The 13919-nt window shown below is 56.3% G+C and carries 20 protein-coding genes; 8 read left to right on the top strand and 12 right to left on the bottom strand.

What is annotated here, in order from left to right:
• Positions 1-6: 6 nt before the first annotated feature.
• Genes V6940_RS09915 through V6940_RS09900 form a run of 4 tightly spaced genes read right to left on the bottom strand, consistent with a single transcriptional unit; the run spans position 7 to position 2531 of the window.
• The gene (locus V6940_RS09915; protein WP_333495721.1) at positions 7-1605 is read right to left on the bottom strand and encodes an acetaldehyde dehydrogenase (acetylating); all 1599 of its coding nucleotides are present in this window, start codon (positions 1603-1605) and stop codon (positions 7-9) included.
• A 53-nt stretch (positions 1606-1658) separates the two neighbouring features.
• Positions 1659-1937: a BMC domain-containing protein gene (locus tag V6940_RS09910; RefSeq protein ID WP_015585230.1), complete on the bottom strand. Its 279-nt coding sequence runs from the start codon at positions 1935-1937 to the stop codon at positions 1659-1661.
• 14 nt (positions 1938-1951) lie between these two features.
• Positions 1952-2236 carry a BMC domain-containing protein gene (locus V6940_RS09905; protein WP_115074640.1) on the bottom strand — a complete coding sequence of 95 codons (285 nt, stop codon included), beginning with the start codon at positions 2234-2236 and terminating at the stop codon, positions 1952-1954.
• 16 nt (positions 2237-2252) lie between these two features.
• Positions 2253-2531: a BMC domain-containing protein gene (locus tag V6940_RS09900; protein WP_001540796.1), complete on the bottom strand. Its 279-nt coding sequence runs from the start codon at positions 2529-2531 to the stop codon at positions 2253-2255.
• A gap of 464 nt (positions 2532-2995) precedes the next feature.
• On the opposite strand from V6940_RS09900, the gene V6940_RS09895 reads away from it, so the two are divergent.
• The gene (locus V6940_RS09895) at positions 2996-3424 is read left to right on the top strand and encodes a FosA family fosfomycin resistance glutathione transferase (RefSeq protein WP_333495913.1); all 429 of its coding nucleotides are present in this window, start codon (positions 2996-2998) and stop codon (positions 3422-3424) included.
• Here V6940_RS09895 and V6940_RS09890 read toward each other — a convergent pair.
• From V6940_RS09890 to V6940_RS09870, 5 genes are all read right to left on the bottom strand, one after another.
• Complete coding sequence (locus V6940_RS09890; RefSeq protein WP_333495720.1) at positions 3421-3939, bottom strand: FidL-like protein; 519 nt, start codon at positions 3937-3939, stop codon at positions 3421-3423. The two genes, V6940_RS09895 and V6940_RS09890, sit on opposite strands and share 4 nt — an antisense overlap.
• Positions 3939-4739 carry a winged helix-turn-helix domain-containing protein gene (locus tag V6940_RS09885; RefSeq protein ID WP_333495719.1) on the bottom strand — a complete coding sequence of 267 codons (801 nt, stop codon included), beginning with the start codon at positions 4737-4739 and terminating at the stop codon, positions 3939-3941. Before V6940_RS09885 ends, V6940_RS09890 begins: the two co-directional genes overlap by 1 nt.
• 21 nt (positions 4740-4760) lie before the next feature.
• The gene (locus tag V6940_RS09880) at positions 4761-5339 is read right to left on the bottom strand and encodes a TetR/AcrR family transcriptional regulator (RefSeq protein ID WP_333495718.1); all 579 of its coding nucleotides are present in this window, start codon (positions 5337-5339) and stop codon (positions 4761-4763) included.
• A gap of 189 nt (positions 5340-5528) precedes the next feature.
• Positions 5529-5780 (bottom strand): late histone H1, encoded by a 252-nt coding sequence (locus tag V6940_RS09875; RefSeq protein ID WP_333495717.1) that lies wholly within the window; start codon positions 5778-5780, stop codon positions 5529-5531.
• A 5-nt stretch (positions 5781-5785) separates the two neighbouring features.
• A complete protein-coding gene (locus tag V6940_RS09870; protein WP_185666471.1) occupies positions 5786-6196 on the bottom strand; it encodes a Spy/CpxP family protein refolding chaperone in 411 nt (136 codons plus the stop codon).
• 425 nt (positions 6197-6621) lie between these two features.
• On the opposite strand from V6940_RS09870, the gene V6940_RS09865 reads away from it, so the two are divergent.
• From V6940_RS09865 to V6940_RS09850, 4 genes are read left to right on the top strand one after another with little or no spacing between them, the layout of a single operon-like run.
• Entirely contained in the window at positions 6622-7449 is an 828-nt protein-coding gene (locus tag V6940_RS09865; RefSeq protein ID WP_333495716.1) for an ABC transporter substrate-binding protein, read from the top strand.
• Position 7450: 1 nt separating this feature from the next.
• Positions 7451-8269 (top strand): amino acid ABC transporter ATP-binding protein, encoded by an 819-nt coding sequence (locus V6940_RS09860; RefSeq protein WP_333495715.1) that lies wholly within the window; start codon positions 7451-7453, stop codon positions 8267-8269.
• On the top strand, positions 8269-9054 hold the full coding sequence (locus V6940_RS09855) for an amino acid ABC transporter permease (protein WP_333495912.1): 786 nt from the start codon (positions 8269-8271) through the stop codon (positions 9052-9054). Before V6940_RS09860 ends, V6940_RS09855 begins: the two co-directional genes overlap by 1 nt.
• On the top strand, positions 9044-9727 hold the full coding sequence (locus V6940_RS09850; protein WP_333495714.1) for an amino acid ABC transporter permease: 684 nt from the start codon (positions 9044-9046) through the stop codon (positions 9725-9727). The genes V6940_RS09855 and V6940_RS09850 overlap by 11 nt, the downstream gene beginning before the upstream one ends.
• A 95-nt stretch (positions 9728-9822) precedes the next feature.
• Here the strand turns inward: V6940_RS09850 and V6940_RS09845 are convergent, their stop codons facing one another.
• Together V6940_RS09845 and wrbA are read right to left on the bottom strand one after the other, a co-directional pair.
• Positions 9823-10050 carry a YccJ family protein gene (locus V6940_RS09845; RefSeq protein WP_185666467.1) on the bottom strand — a complete coding sequence of 76 codons (228 nt, stop codon included), beginning with the start codon at positions 10048-10050 and terminating at the stop codon, positions 9823-9825.
• A 20-nt stretch (positions 10051-10070) separates the two neighbouring features.
• Positions 10071-10676 (bottom strand): NAD(P)H:quinone oxidoreductase, encoded by a 606-nt coding sequence (gene wrbA / locus V6940_RS09840; RefSeq protein ID WP_333495713.1) that lies wholly within the window; start codon positions 10674-10676, stop codon positions 10071-10073.
• A 370-nt stretch (positions 10677-11046) separates the two neighbouring features.
• Here wrbA and V6940_RS09835 point away from each other — a divergent pair, with 370 nt between their 5' ends.
• Entirely contained in the window at positions 11047-11223 is a 177-nt protein-coding gene (locus V6940_RS09835) for a general stress protein (RefSeq protein ID WP_185666466.1), read from the top strand.
• Positions 11224-11336: 113 nt separating this feature from the next.
• Positions 11337-11975, top strand: coding sequence for an HTH-type transcriptional regulator RutR (rutR, locus tag V6940_RS09830; RefSeq protein ID WP_185666465.1), 639 nt, complete (start codon positions 11337-11339; stop codon positions 11973-11975).
• Here rutR and V6940_RS09825 read toward each other — a convergent pair.
• Positions 11972-12367, bottom strand: a complete 396-nt coding sequence (locus tag V6940_RS09825; protein ID WP_333495712.1) for a lysozyme inhibitor LprI family protein — start codon at positions 12365-12367, stop codon at positions 11972-11974. The genes rutR and V6940_RS09825 overlap by 4 nt on opposite strands.
• 180 nt (positions 12368-12547) lie before the next feature.
• Here V6940_RS09825 and V6940_RS09820 point away from each other — a divergent pair, with 180 nt between their 5' ends.
• Positions 12548-13897: an MATE family efflux transporter gene (locus V6940_RS09820; RefSeq protein WP_333495711.1), complete on the top strand. Its 1350-nt coding sequence runs from the start codon at positions 12548-12550 to the stop codon at positions 13895-13897.
• Positions 13898-13919 lie beyond the last annotated feature (22 nt).

The raw sequence follows: 13919 nt of genomic DNA, 5'->3' as shown, positions 1-13919 counted from the left end.
AATGCGTTACTTGCCTAAACGCTCAAGCACCTGACGGATCACACGCTCCACGTTCTGCTCGCTGATTTCACCTTCTGCCTCTGCGGTGGCAGCCGTCGCGAAACGGTTATCGCCGTGGGTACTGAGGGTGGCGGCTGGAGCTGGGGAGGTGAAGCGCGCGTCATCAACGATGCTGCGGCGCGGGTCAACCGGCTGGCTGGTGATGGTCGGCTGTGGTTCCACGCGGCTGCTCGGTGCGCGTAGCTCGTCGATAGAACGCACGCCGTAGCCCACTTTGCGGATATTGAGCAGGTTCATCGGGCCGACGTTATCGGAGCTGGAACCACCGCCCACCGCACCGCAGCCTAAGGTCAGCGCCGGGGTGATGTTAGTGGTCGCGCCGATGCCGCCTAGCGCCGCGGGCGTGTTAATCAGAATGCGGTTAACCGGTTTTTCAAGGCAGAACTGACGGATAACGTCCTGGTTACGGGTGTGGATCACCAGCGTATGACCAAGGCCTTCGTTGGTCAGCAGTTCCACCACGCGATGGCAGGCGGCTTTCCAGTCCTCTTCCACGTACAGGCCAAGTACCGGGCACAGTTTTTCGCGTGAGTAAGGGTTTTTTGATGAGACGGTGGTCTGTTCGGCAATGAGTACGCGGGTGCTGGCCGGTACGCAGAAGCCCGCCATCTGGCTCAAATAGAGCGCCGTTTTGCCCACCACTTTCGGGTTGATGGTGCCGTTCGGACGCAGCAGCAGGGCCGCCATTTTCGCCGCTTCGCCTTCGTTCATAAAGTACGCGCCCTGGGCTTCCAGCTCGCGATGTACCTCATCGTAAATACAGCCTTCGACGATGATTGACTGCTCAGAAGCGCAGATAACGCCGTTATCGAAGGTTTTGCTGGTGATGATGTCTTTCACCGCGTGAGGAATATCGGCGCTGCGCTCGATAAACGCCGGGCCGTTACCCGGGCCACCGCTGATGGTTGGCGTACCGGAAGCGTAGGCTGCGCGTACCATGCCTTCGCCGCCGGTCGCCAGGATCAACGACACGTCTTTGCTGTGCATCAGCTCAGAGGTGGCTTCCAGCGTCAGTTCGGTCACGCCGTCAACGATGCCGGCCGGTGCGCCCGCTGCTTCTGCCGCGCGTTTGACAATCTCAATCGCTTTCCAGCTGCACTGCCGTGCGCCCGGATGCGGCGAGAAAATAATCGCGTTACCGGCTTTGAGAGCAATCAGCGTTTTGTAGATGACCGTTGAGGTCGGGTTGGTGGAAGGAACCAGCGCGCAGATAACGCCCAGCGGCACGCCCACGTCCATCACTTTTTTCTGTTGATCGTCATGAATGATGCCGACGGTCTTCATATCTTTGATGGCGTCGTAAACGCGCAGCGAGGCAAAACGGTTCTTCAGGACTTTATCCTGCCAGTTGCCGAAGCCGGTCTCTTCCGCGGCCATTTTCGCGAGCGCTTCGGCATGGTGCGCCGCTTCCTGGGCCACGTTTTTCACGATGGCGTCGATTTGCTGCTGCGAAAAGGTGGCCATTACCGCTTGCGCTTTTTTGGCGTTGCGCACCAGTTCTCGCGCGTTCTGGCGAGAGAGCAAATCGGTATCCAGTTCAATCATGAGTCTATCCTTCATCAGACGAAAAGAGTGCAGACGGGGCGTGCCCGGTCAGGTCATGCTTTATGCTGCGATGCGATTTTTTCGATGTCGTTATGCGGGCGGGCAATGACGCGGGAGGTCACCACTTCGCCGATGCGTTTTGCCGCTTCCACGCCGGAGTCCACCGCCGCGTTAACCGCGCCGACGTCGCCTTTCACCATCGCGGTGACGAGGCCGGAGCCGACGTTTTCATAGCCGATAAGCTCGACGTTGGCGGCTTTGCACATCGCATCTGCCGCTTCGATACAGGCCACCAGACCTTTGGTTTCAATCAGACCAAGCGCTTCTTTCATCATTTTCTCTCCGGTTATTCGCTAATTTTGTAGTGCGAGACAATCTTGTTGATGTCGTTATGTGGACGCGCGATAACCAGCGAGGTCACCACTTCACCAATGCGCTGCGCCGACTCCACGCCGGAATCCACCGCCGCTTTCACCGCACCGACGTCGCCTTTCACCATCGCGGTGACCAGGCCGGAGCCGACGTTTTCGTAGCCGATAAGCTCGACGTTGGCGGCTTTACACATGGCATCTGCCGCTTCGATACAGGCCACCAGACCTTTGGTTTCAATCAGACCTAATGCATCACCCATTTGCGTTCTCCCGGCCTTAAGCCTTGTGTTTAATGACAATTTTGTTGATGTCGTTATGTGGACGCGCAATCACCAGCGACGTCACCACCTCCCCAATGCGCTGCGCCGATTCCACGCCGGAATCCACCGCCGCTTTCACCGCGCCGACATCGCCTTTCACCATCGCGGTGACGAGGCCGGAGCCGACGTTTTCATAGCCAATCAGTTCAACGTTGGCGGCTTTACACATCGCATCCGCGGCTTCAATGCAGGCCACCAGACCTTTGGTTTCGATAAGCCCTAATGCATCACCCATTGCTTCACTCCTCAAAACAGGTTGTGTGATTTCAGGAAAACCGTCCGTGTCACGGCGTTAACCCACGGCAGCGGCGTTCGGGATTCACTATAGGGGCTAGCGGTTGTGGTGGAATTTAAATCTGGTAGTGAGTCTGATTTAGATAAAAACTCTGAAATTTAGCCTTTTATGGCCGCTGATTTATCTCTTTATTCTGTAGGGCGGGGCGGGATTTTGACGAAAGTAAGGTGCTTTTTTCAGCGCTCATGTCGTCAGCCATAAATGTTATGAAATTGCTAAATTTATACAGAAGTCGGGTAACATAGCGCAGGGGCAACTGTGGTGAGGTTCAAATTCTGGCGGTGAGGCTAAACGCAAAAGATGCGCTTTTTCGTGAGAGGTAAGCGGCAGGCGAAAGCGCGTGCGCGATGGATCACAGTTTGCCGCCGGTGCGCCTGAACATCGTTCATTTTTCAGAGGGGATTATGCTGAGTGGATTTAACCATCTGACCCTGGCGGTCAGCGACCTGACGCCAAGCGTCGCTTTTTATCACCAGTTGCTGGGGATGCGCCTGCACGCCCGCTGGGATGGCGGGGCATATTTGTCGTGTGGAGATTTGTGGCTTTGCCTGTCGCTGGACCACCAGTGTCGCAAAACGCCGCCCGAGGAGAGTGATTATACCCACTATGCCTTTAGCGTGGCGGAAGCTGATTTTGCAACGTTGGCCGAACGGTTGTCGCAGGCCGGAACGGTGGTGTGGAAGGATAACCGTAGCGAAGGGGCGTCTTACTATTTTCTCGACCCGGACGGGCATAAACTGGAACTGCACGTGGGGAGTCTTGCCCAGCGGCTGGCCGCCTGCCGCGAGCGTCCCTATCAAGGCATGGTCTTTTATGAGGACGGTGAGGTTTAGTTCAGCGCGCTACCGGATTTCAGCGTACAGATCCACAGCGGTGAGTTGATGGAGCTCAGCAGGATCGCCTTGTCGTTAAGCTTCTGGGCGTTGAGAAATAGCCCGTCGTGGCTGTCGGACATCTCGCGCATAAAGTAGGCGAAAATCACGTCCGGCGACTCATCAATTGACGAGGCGCTCGACTCCCACTGGTTAATACGGTAGTGGCGTTCCGTCGCTGAAATGCGTTTGCTGCTGTAGCTGAATTTAACGTAGCGCTGCAGATAGAGCCAGCCGGCGGCCGAATCGGTATAGCCCTCGACCACCATTGAGCCCTTGCCGTGGCTGCCAAAGTTGAAGTGAATGTTACCGTTCACGTTCTCTTTTTCCATATTTTCAAAACGCATGATCCCTTTTGTGGAGCAGCTCATCACCCCGGCGTTTTCATCGGGCAGCAGGCGCCAGGCGCTAAACCCGGCGACCACGATAAACATGAGCAGAGAAAGGGCAAAGAACGTACGCGGCGCGAGTTTCATCACGGCTTCCAGGAGTAGTAAAAGTAATTGTCGCAGTAGCTAAACGGGTTATCTTCATGCATGGCACAGTGGGCGAGGAACACACGCCCCAGACCGTTGGTCTCCAGCCTGTCGCCGTAGAAGAAGAGGAAGCGTTCGCCGGGTTTGCACTCGACTTTCAGTCGCTCACGCACCTCATCGAAATTTTTCACGTAGGCGTCGGCGCTGACCGAACGCAGCATCTCATCGCTGGCCAGCAGTTCGCACTGGCTATGGGTGATTTGACTCAGGGTGATGAGGCGCGACTCTCGCACCCCTACCAGGCTAAGAATAAGTAGCAGCAGCGCAATGGTTAGCAGGCAGGCACCCGCGATATACCAGCAGGTACCGCGCGCATGCGCCCTGGCGGGTGGGGTTTCCAGCGGTGTCTCTGGCGCGATTTCGTCGACGATGACCGGAGGTTCTGGCGTGGGGGCGGGCGGCGGGGTGTCATCCAGCGCCTCAATGACCACGTCCGGGTTGAGCTGCAAGTAGCCGCGCGACACGGTGACGATAATGTTATCGATTCCGTAATGGCGGAAGGTTTTGCGCAGCATGCTCAGATATTGATTCAGGTTGCTGTTCGACGAGGTTAAGCCGTTGTCATCCCAGACTTTTTTCAGCACCTCTTCCCGGCTGACGATGCCGGTGTGATGCAAAAAGAAGAACAGCAGGGCGCTGGCGGTGATAGACAGCTGGCTGTCCGGCTCATCGCTTTGCGGCAGCGTTATCGTGCCATCCGTTGCGTCATAAATAAAACGGGCATTGATGTTGTAGCGCATCGCGGCCTCAGCCTGTGTGCTTCACGCGGGAAGCGTCATCTTATTAAGAGATTCGACCAACGTTCGTCGGTGCTCGGCGCACATGGTGATCCCTTCCGTGAGTTCAGATAACCAGATGCCGTCCGCCGCGTAGCGCACCAGCGTACCGGTGGGGCTATTATCCAGCGCGTCGCCATGCGCAAGGTGATCCAGCATCCAGTCGCGCCAGCATTTTCGCAGCACCGGTTCATCCGGCATGGCCAGCGACAGCACCATCAACTGGCGGCTTTCGTGCGTATCCGTCAGGTCGGCAAGGTAGTTCAGATAGGCGCGGGTAAAGCGGCCATAGCTGACGCCATCCTGTTGCATCAACGCGACAATCGCCTCTTCCATAATCGCCAGCAGCCGGGTAAACAGCGCGTAAATCAGCGCCTGTTTATTGGGAAAATGGTGGATTAACCCGCCTTTACTGACGCCAGCTTCCCGGGCGACAGCGTTCAGCGACAGCGCGGCGATGCCGTCTCGTCCGGCAATCATCGCCGCCGACTCCAGCAGCAGCTGATATAAACGGACCGGATCTTTCTTGCGGTGTTGGGCTTCCATATTCATGGCCCGAATCATACCGACCAGACGGTATGATTATTTTTGACAGCGATCAAAGCGAAGGGAATGTCCGCATAGGGATTGTGGGTAATGCGTGAGAGGTCACAATTCGTGGTAGAAATCAGCCTTTTACCATGGGCTTTACCTGTTAGGTATGTAAAAACGCGGAGAGTAGTCCCTCCGCGTTATTTATTTCACTACCTTCGCTTACTTCTGCACAGCGCTTTTGGCTTTCGCTTTAGCGTTATCGCAGGCCGTCTGGTTTTTCGCACAGGCGTCTTTTGCGGCTTTAGCTTCTTTCTGCGCATTCGCTTTCGCCGTGCTTTTTGCCTGAGCGCACTGAGTTGGATTGTTCTGGCAGGCGGTTTTTGCGTTGGCGACGGCCTGACCGTTGGCCGCATTCGCCGCACCCATTGCCAGCAGTGCGCAGGCGCCTAACATCATTGCGATTTTTTTCATGTTGCTTACTCCGCTGCTGCCTGAGCCAGATCGTTTTGGACCTGCTTGCGCTGTTCAGCGGTCAGCACCTGGCTTAAGTCAAAGTAGTATTTCACTTTGTAGTAGCGAACCTGCTGGTCAACCTTGCTGAACGCCGCCAGCTGTTTGTTCACGCCCGCTTCATCCCATTTGCCGGACTGGATCATGTCGATGATCATGCCGTCTTTAACATCCTTCATGGAGATAGCCTGAACGTTTTTCTCCAGCTGCTGGTGCAGGGTTTTCATTTTGGACACCTGAGCATCGGTTAGCTTCAGATGCTGAACGATAGGGTCCTGAGCTGGCGCTGGGGCAGCGGTGGTATCAGCAGCCTGAGCGGCGAAGGTCGCGCCAGCAAGGGTGGCAACCAGTAAAGCGGTGCGGGTAAATTTTTTCATTGTAGTCATCCATAAAGCATTCAAATTGACGCCGAAGCGCCAGGCAACGGAGGAGAAACCCCCTGATTTTTGTCGGGGTAATGATAGGTTGCCAGTCAGCCTTGATGCTCGCGGATTGTTGTGTCTGTTGGTAACGATGGGAAACAATGACTCTATGAAATCATAACTGTTTACGTATTAAGACCTTCTTAATGTTGCGGTTTTTTTTCCGACCATTTCAGCAGTGAAACCACGCCAATGGAAAGATGAAATTATGCAAAGCATTTGCGATATCTGGCGTTACTCATCAAATTTTACCTTTAGATAACAATTACTTTCGCCAAATGATATTTGGTTATAAAGCATAGCGAATCGTTATTTGTTCCGCTGAGGGCAGTGTGGGAGCGTAAAAAGACAATACAAAAACAGGGGTATCCAGAAAGATTATGGCAAAGACAAAACAGACAGTTGCACAGCTCGCACTTATCACTGGCCTGGTGGCTACCGGCTTGACCACTTTCACCGCGCAGGCCGATCAGTTGGCGGATATCAAAGCGAAAGGCGTGGTCAAAGTGGCGACCTTTGATGCCAACCCGCCGTTTGGTTCCGTGGATGCAAAAACGCACGAACTGGTGGGCTACGATGTGGATTTCGCCAAAGCGCTGGCCAAATCGCTGGGCGTAAAGCTGGAACTGGTGGCGACCAACCCGGCTAACCGAATTCCACTTCTGCAATCCGGCAAGGCGGATTTGATTGTCGCTGACATCACCATTACTCCAGAACGCGCACAGGTTATCGACTTCTCTACCCCATACTTCGTTACCGGCCAGCAGTTCCTGGTGCCAGCGACCGGCGGCGATAAGCTCGACGATTACAGCAAAGCGCGCATCGGCGCGGTGAAAGGCACTACCGGCGAGCAGACGCTGCATCAGCGCTTCCCGCAGGCGCGCGTGCTCTCCTATGATGATATTCCGCTGGCGCTGACCGCATTGCGTAACGGCAACGTGCAGGCGATTACCCAGGACAGCACCATTCTGGCAGGCCTGCTAGGTGAAGCGCCGGATAAAGCCAAATTCAAAATCCTGCCGGACTTGCTCAGTAAAGAAGAGATCGGCGTGGGTGTGAAAAAAGGTGAACCGGCGCTGCTGAAAGCGGTGAACGATGAGCTGGTGGCGCTGGAGAAATCGGGCGATGCGGCAAAAATCTACGATGTCTGGTTTGGCCCTTCCACCAAAGCGCCGCAGCCGCGTTCCTTCACCATAGAAGCAAAATAATATGTTGTCGGCTTTACTTTCTCGTTCCGCGGCGAAGTCCGCGGATTTTTCACATCTGCAGAATGCCAGCGTGACGTTCCGACAGGCAGTGAAAGAATATGGCAGTCATCGGGTGCTGAACGGCATCGATTTGACGATTAATCCCGGCGAAGTGGTGGCGATTCTTGGGCCTTCGGGTTCGGGGAAATCAACGCTGATTCGCCTGATAAACCAGCTGGAAAGTCTCAGCGGCGGTGAAATCCTGATTGACGATAAGCCAACCAGCCAGCTAAGCGGCCGGGCGCTGCGCCAGCTGCGCAGCCGAATCGGCTTCGTCTTCCAGCAGTTCAATCTTTATGCCCATCTGACGGCGGCGCAAAACATTATGCTAGCGCTGGAGTCGGTTCACGGCTGGAAGCGTAACGAGGCCCAGCAGCGCGCGCTGGAGTTGCTGCAAAAGGTTGGGCTTGCGGAAAAGGCAGATGCAATGCCTTCACAGCTCTCCGGCGGCCAACAGCAACGCGTGGCGATTGCCCGTGCGCTGGCCTCCTCGCCGCAAATCATCCTGTTTGACGAACCGACCTCGGCGCTGGATCCGGAGATGATCGGCGAAGTGCTGCACGTCATGCAGTCGCTGGCGCACAGCGGGATCACCATGATTGTGGTGACCCACGAAATGCAGTTTGCCCGCGAAATTGCTGACCGGGTGGTGTTTATCGACGGCGGTGATGTGCTGGAGGTGGCGCCTCCGGCGGCGTTCTTTGGTCGCCCACAGCATCCGCGTGCACGACGTTTTCTGCAGAAGGTGCTGGACCCGCTGCATCAGGAGCAGACGGCGTGATGGTGAATTTTGACTGGCAGGGGGTGCTCAGCGGGCAGCCTCTGCAATGGATTATCTCGGGCTTTCTCACCACGCTGTGGGTATCGCTTGCCGGAATTGTGCTGGCAAGCGCGCTGGCGGCGCTGTTCTTATTGCTGCGCCTCGCCGGAGGGCGTCTGGGGCAGGGGATCACCGCCTGCTGGGTGTCGCTGTTTCGCAATACGCCGCTGCTGGTGCAGTTGCTGTTCTGGTACTTTGCGGCGTGGAACTTTCTGCCGCAGGGGCTGCGGGATTTTGTCAACGACCCGCACGACTGGTCGATTCTCCCCGGTAACGTCTGGTGGCTGACGCCGGAGTTTCTGTGCTCGGCCTGGGGTCTTGGCGTCTTTACTTCGGCATTTTTAATTGAGGAAGTGGCGGCGGGGCTGCAAAGCGTGCCGAACGGTCAGCGTGAAGCGGCGCTGGCTCAGGGGTTTTCCACCGCTGGATTGCTGCGACATATTTTGCTGCCGCAGGGGCTGGCTAACGCCTGGCAGCCGGTGGTGGGGCAGTATCTGAACCTGATGAAGCTCTCGTCGCTGGCGAGCGGCATTGGTTTTGCCGAGCTGACTTACCAGGTGCGGCAAATCGAAAGCTATAACGCCCATGCGCTGGAAGCTTTTGCGGTGGGCACCGTGCTCTATCTGCTGACCGGCGTGGCGCTGGGGCTAGCGTTGAGCCGTCTGGGACCCAAACCGGTAGGGCAGCCTAAGCGCGTGCGGAAAACGGCGGCGGGCGTCACGGGAGGGGTAGCAAATGAACGCTAATCTGGCGGTAATTTACGACAACCTCGACTATCTATTGTGGGGGCGGCTGGCCGACGGTGAACCCGGTGGCGTAGCGCTGACGCTGATGATGGCGATAGGCGCCGGCGCGCTGGCGTTGCCAGGCGGTATTCTGCTGGCCTGCGCGGCGTGGCGATTCTCCGGCATGACCCGGCGTTTGCTTTACCTGTGGGCGGAGGTGATACGTGGTATTCCGCTGATCTTCGTTATCTTCTGGCTGTGGTATCTGCTGCCCATGCTGACCGGGAGCGACCTGCCGGGCGCGGTGACGGTGACCCTGGCGCTGGCGTGGTTTACCGCCGCTTCGGTCATGCATTCGGTGCTGGCCGGGCTGCGCGCGCTGCCTGGCGGGCAGTATGAAGCGGCGCTGACCCAGGGCTTTAGCGCCGGACAGAGCCTGCGGTTGATTCTGCTGCCGCAGACGCTGCGTAACGTGCTGCCTTCTCTGGTGGGGATCTTTATCAGCCTGCTCAAGGACACCTCGCTGGCGTTTATCGTTAACGTGCCTGAGCTAACCACGGTGGCGGGTCAGGTAAATAACCGCGTACAGATCTACCCGACGGCGATATTTGTCTTTATCGGCGTGGTCTATTATCTGCTGTGCTTTGGACTGGAAAGGGTGGCGAAACGCTGGCAGCGGCGGGTGGCGATATAAAAAACAAACCCGGCGTCGCGATGCTCGGCCGGGCTACGAATGACAGGGTGTGGTAGCCCGGCCGAGGCATTTATGCCAACGCCGGGTTTAGCACATCACACGTTTTTACGTTCGATGGTTTGTTCGCCCCAGAAGAGCGCGTCTTTGTCCGTTTTGCTGAAGGCCAGTTCGAGAACGGCATCGCTGCCTTCTTCCCAGATTTTTTCTGCCGTCTTTTCATCATATTTCGCCAGCTCAAAAATCGCTTCGGCGATTTCGGGCGACGTGTTGCGCAGACTGGCCCATTCACCAATATGATGAGCCTTGCCTTCTTGTGTCGGCATATCGCTTCTCCCTTAAATCATTAGCCTTTCATTTTGACGGCCAGGCCTGCCACGTATTCACCCTGATAACGGGCGATGGACAGCTCTTCCTGGCTTGGCTGGCGTGAACCGTCTCCGCCAGCGATAGTGGTCGCACCGTATGGCGTGCCGCCGCGAACCTGAGAAACATCAAACAGCTCCTGGGCTGCGTAGCCAATCGGCACAATTAACATACCGTGGTGGGCGAGGGTCGTCCAGGTTGAGGTAATGGTCTGTTCCTGACCGCCGCCGGTGCCGGTTGAGCTAAAGACGCTGGCCAGTTTGCCGTACAGCGCGCCGGACGCCCATAGGCCGCCGGTCTGGTCGAGGAAGGTGCGCATTTGCCCGGCCATATTGCCGAATCGGGTAGGGGTACCGAAGATAATGGCGTCGTAATCAGCCAGTTCTTGTGGGGTGGCGACAGGAACCGCCTGCGCTTTGCCGCCTGCTTTGGCAAAGGCTTCTGCTTGCATTGTTTCTGGTACGCGCTTGATGGTGACGTCAACGCCGTCGACCTTATTGGCGCCTTCGGCTACCGCTTTAGCCATTGTTTCGATGTGTCCGTACATAGAATAATAGAGCACCAGAACACTTGCATTTCCACTCATCTTAACTCTCCTGTGTCAAATTCGTCGGTTACCTAACAAGCATGTTTAAGCATAGTCGCTAATGACGGATTCGCTGCAACGATTCGGCAATTTATCCGCGCCTTTGTGGCATGATTTTTTGCCGCCTCTGCGCGCTTTGACGTACGCTGACACACTTTTATCTGACCGGCTTTCCTCCACCATAAGAGTCAATTACGCAACCGTAAGACGTCCGCCCGGCAAAAACGGCAGGCAGATATGACAAAATGTGACCAATTCGCCTGCGCTGCCGCTGCGACGGCTAACCTTATTACTACCCGTGCAGTACGGCGGGTGAACGCGCTTTGAATTACGTAATGCACTATGTCGTTCTCTCAACCGGAGGTCAGTAATGGCAAACCATCGTGGCGGTTCCGGCAATTTTGCCGAAGACCGTGAAAGAGCATCAGAAGCAGGTCGTAAGGGCGGCCAACACAGCGGCGGGAACTTCAAGAACGATCCCCAACGCGCCTCGGAAGCGGGCAAAAAAGGCGGGAAAAACAGCCATGGCAGCCACCGCAACAGCTAGCGGTGCGTGAAATGTCTGCCTCTCTCCTAACCGCCGGATAATCCGGCGGTTTCTTTTTCTGGCCGTAACCCGCAAAATAGGCATTGATGCCGTAAATAACAAGGAGAGGGCGCATGGCTCAGGATGCAGTAAAGAAAGGTGGCAAACGTTCGCAGGCCGTGAGTGCGAAAAAGCAGGCCATCCTTACCGCCGCGCTAAATACCTTTTCACAATACGGGATCCACGGCACGCGCCTTGAACAGGTTGCGGAGCTGGCCGGGGTGTCGAAAACCAATCTGCTTTACTACTTCCCATCAAAAGAGGCGCTTTACGTGGCCGTGATGCAGCAGATCCTCGATATCTGGCTGGCGCCGCTGAAGGCATTTCGTGAAGATCTGGCGCCGCTGGTGGCGATTAAAGAGTATATCCGCCTCAAGCTGGAAGTCTCGCGCGACTACCCGCAGGCCTCTAAGCTGTTTTGTCTGGAGATGCTGCAAGGTGCGCCGCTGGTGATGGATGAGCTGACCGGTGACCTGAAAGCGCTGGTCGCGGATAAATCGGCGATTATTGCTGCCTGGGTTCAGGCTGGGAAGCTCGCGCCTATCGACCCGCATCATCTGATCTTTATGATCTGGGCGACGACCCAACACTACGCCGATTTCGCCACCCAGGTGGAAGCGGTGACCGGAAAAACCCTGCGCGATGAAACCTTCTTTCAGCAGACCGTCGATAACGTCCAGCGGATCATCATCGACGGTATTCGTGTGCGTTAGCTGGCGGGCGGTAGAGGGCAGCTCAGGTCGCCCTCTTCACACTGTAACAGCGACGAGAGAAACGCTTCGCGCTCGTTGGTTTTGTCGGTCAGGCACTGGCTGTTCACCATCGGTTGCGCGCTGCCGCCGTGGCTACTCGAGCTGATAAACGCGCAGTCTGCGTCCCGCAGCGTAATCCACGCCGACTGGGCTTTCTTCAGTAAATCTCGCTGCGCGGGCTCCGCGCGCTTTAGTACATCCTGCCAGGTTTGATTGAGCTTTTTATCGGCCGCCTGATACTGCGCGGCGGAGCAGGTATTCAAATCCGCCTGCGTGGTGGCATCGGCACATTCGTCCGCCAGGGCATAACCGCTGGTCAGCAGCAGGGCGAAGGCGGGTAAGAGACGTTTCATCGGTTGACTCTCCAGATTATTCATACGGCGCTTAGGCTCAGGATATAACACGATTTTACCCCCGAATCTCCTCCAACCACCGTTCGTTTTTCCGAATTTGAAAGGTGGCGCAACGATCGACTGGACGCCTTTGGTGTAGAAGGTTGATGATCGCGCATTCGCATGGGAGAGGAAAGGGAGATGACAGTGATGTCCGGCACCAACGTTCAGCCTCGGTTGAAGCTTTTCACGCTGGCGTGGCCGATTTTTGTGGAGCAACTGTTACGGCTGATGCTTGGATACGTTAGCGTTTTTATGCTGGGGCACTATTCCGACGAAGCCGTTGCCGCCACCGGGGTCGCCAACCAGATACTGGCGATTTCGGTTATCTTTTACGGTTTTTTGACCGTCGGCGTGCAGATTGTGGTAGCGCAACTGATTGGCGCGAAGCGGTTTAAGCGCGTTGAGCGGGTGATCACTAACGGGCTGGTGGTGGCTTTTCTCATTGGCGTGGCGATGAGCCTTATCTTTATCCTGTTCGGCGATGCGTTTCTGCGCATGCTGGGGCTCAGCGAGGCGCTGGTGGTCGTGGGGTCGCCGTTTATCCGCATTATTGGCGGTATTTCGGTGGTTATCGCCCTCTATTCGTCCATTTTGCCGATTCTGCGCACCCACGGCTATGTCCGCCAGGCGATGCTGGTGCCGATCACGGTCAGCGTAATTAACGTGGTGTTCAACTATCTCTTCCTCTACGGCAAGCTGAGCTTTCTCGACCTTGGGGTCACCGGCGTGGGGATTGCGGTGTGTATTGCCAACGTTATCGGCATGCTGATGTCGGCGTGGATGCTGAAAAAATACATCGGCTATGTATTCCGTTGGCAGAAGCTGAAGCAGTGCTCGCGTAAGATGCTAGGGGCCATTTTACGCTATGGCCTGCCGTCGGCGGGGGAGAACCTCTCCTACGCGGGGTCGCAGCTGGTGGTAACGGCGATTATCGCCTTTCTGGGCACCGAGGCGCTGACGACCAAGGTGTATGCCTCAACGATCAGCCAATTTGTTGCGCTGTTTGCCATGTCCATCGGCCAGGCCTCGCAGATTATTATCGGCCGCGCGGTGGGGGCGAGAGAGATAGACGCGGCGTACCGCCAGGGGATTAAAAGCTGGCGGCTGGGGCTGATGGTGGCCTTGTCCATCAGCGTGGTTATCTACCTGCTTGCCGAGCCGATTATGCAGCTCTTTACCCCTAATCAGGAGATTATCGCCCTGACCAAAAAGCTGTTTATGCTGTCGATTTTGCTCGAACTGGGGCGCGCGACCAATATCATCGTTATCAGCAGCCTGAACGCGACCGGCGACGTTCGCTTTCCGTTTATCTGCGGGATTATCGTGATGTGGATTGTCAGCCTGCCGTTTTCCTACCTGCTGGGTATTTCGTTCGGGATGGGGCTGGTGGGGGTTTGGGTGGCGTACATCATAGATGAAGGGCTGCGGGCGATGCTGATGTACCGGCGCTGGCGTAGTCGGGTGTGGACGACGAAATCTGTTTTTTAGTCGGTGGACTCCCCGGCGGGCG

Source organism: Kluyvera sp. CHPC 1.251 (genome assembly GCF_036759945.1).
GTDB lineage: Bacteria > Pseudomonadota > Gammaproteobacteria > Enterobacterales > Enterobacteriaceae > Kluyvera > Kluyvera sichuanensis.
The sequence above is the reverse complement of the archived record's forward strand: the minus strand, read 5'-3'. Positions and strand labels throughout refer to the sequence as shown.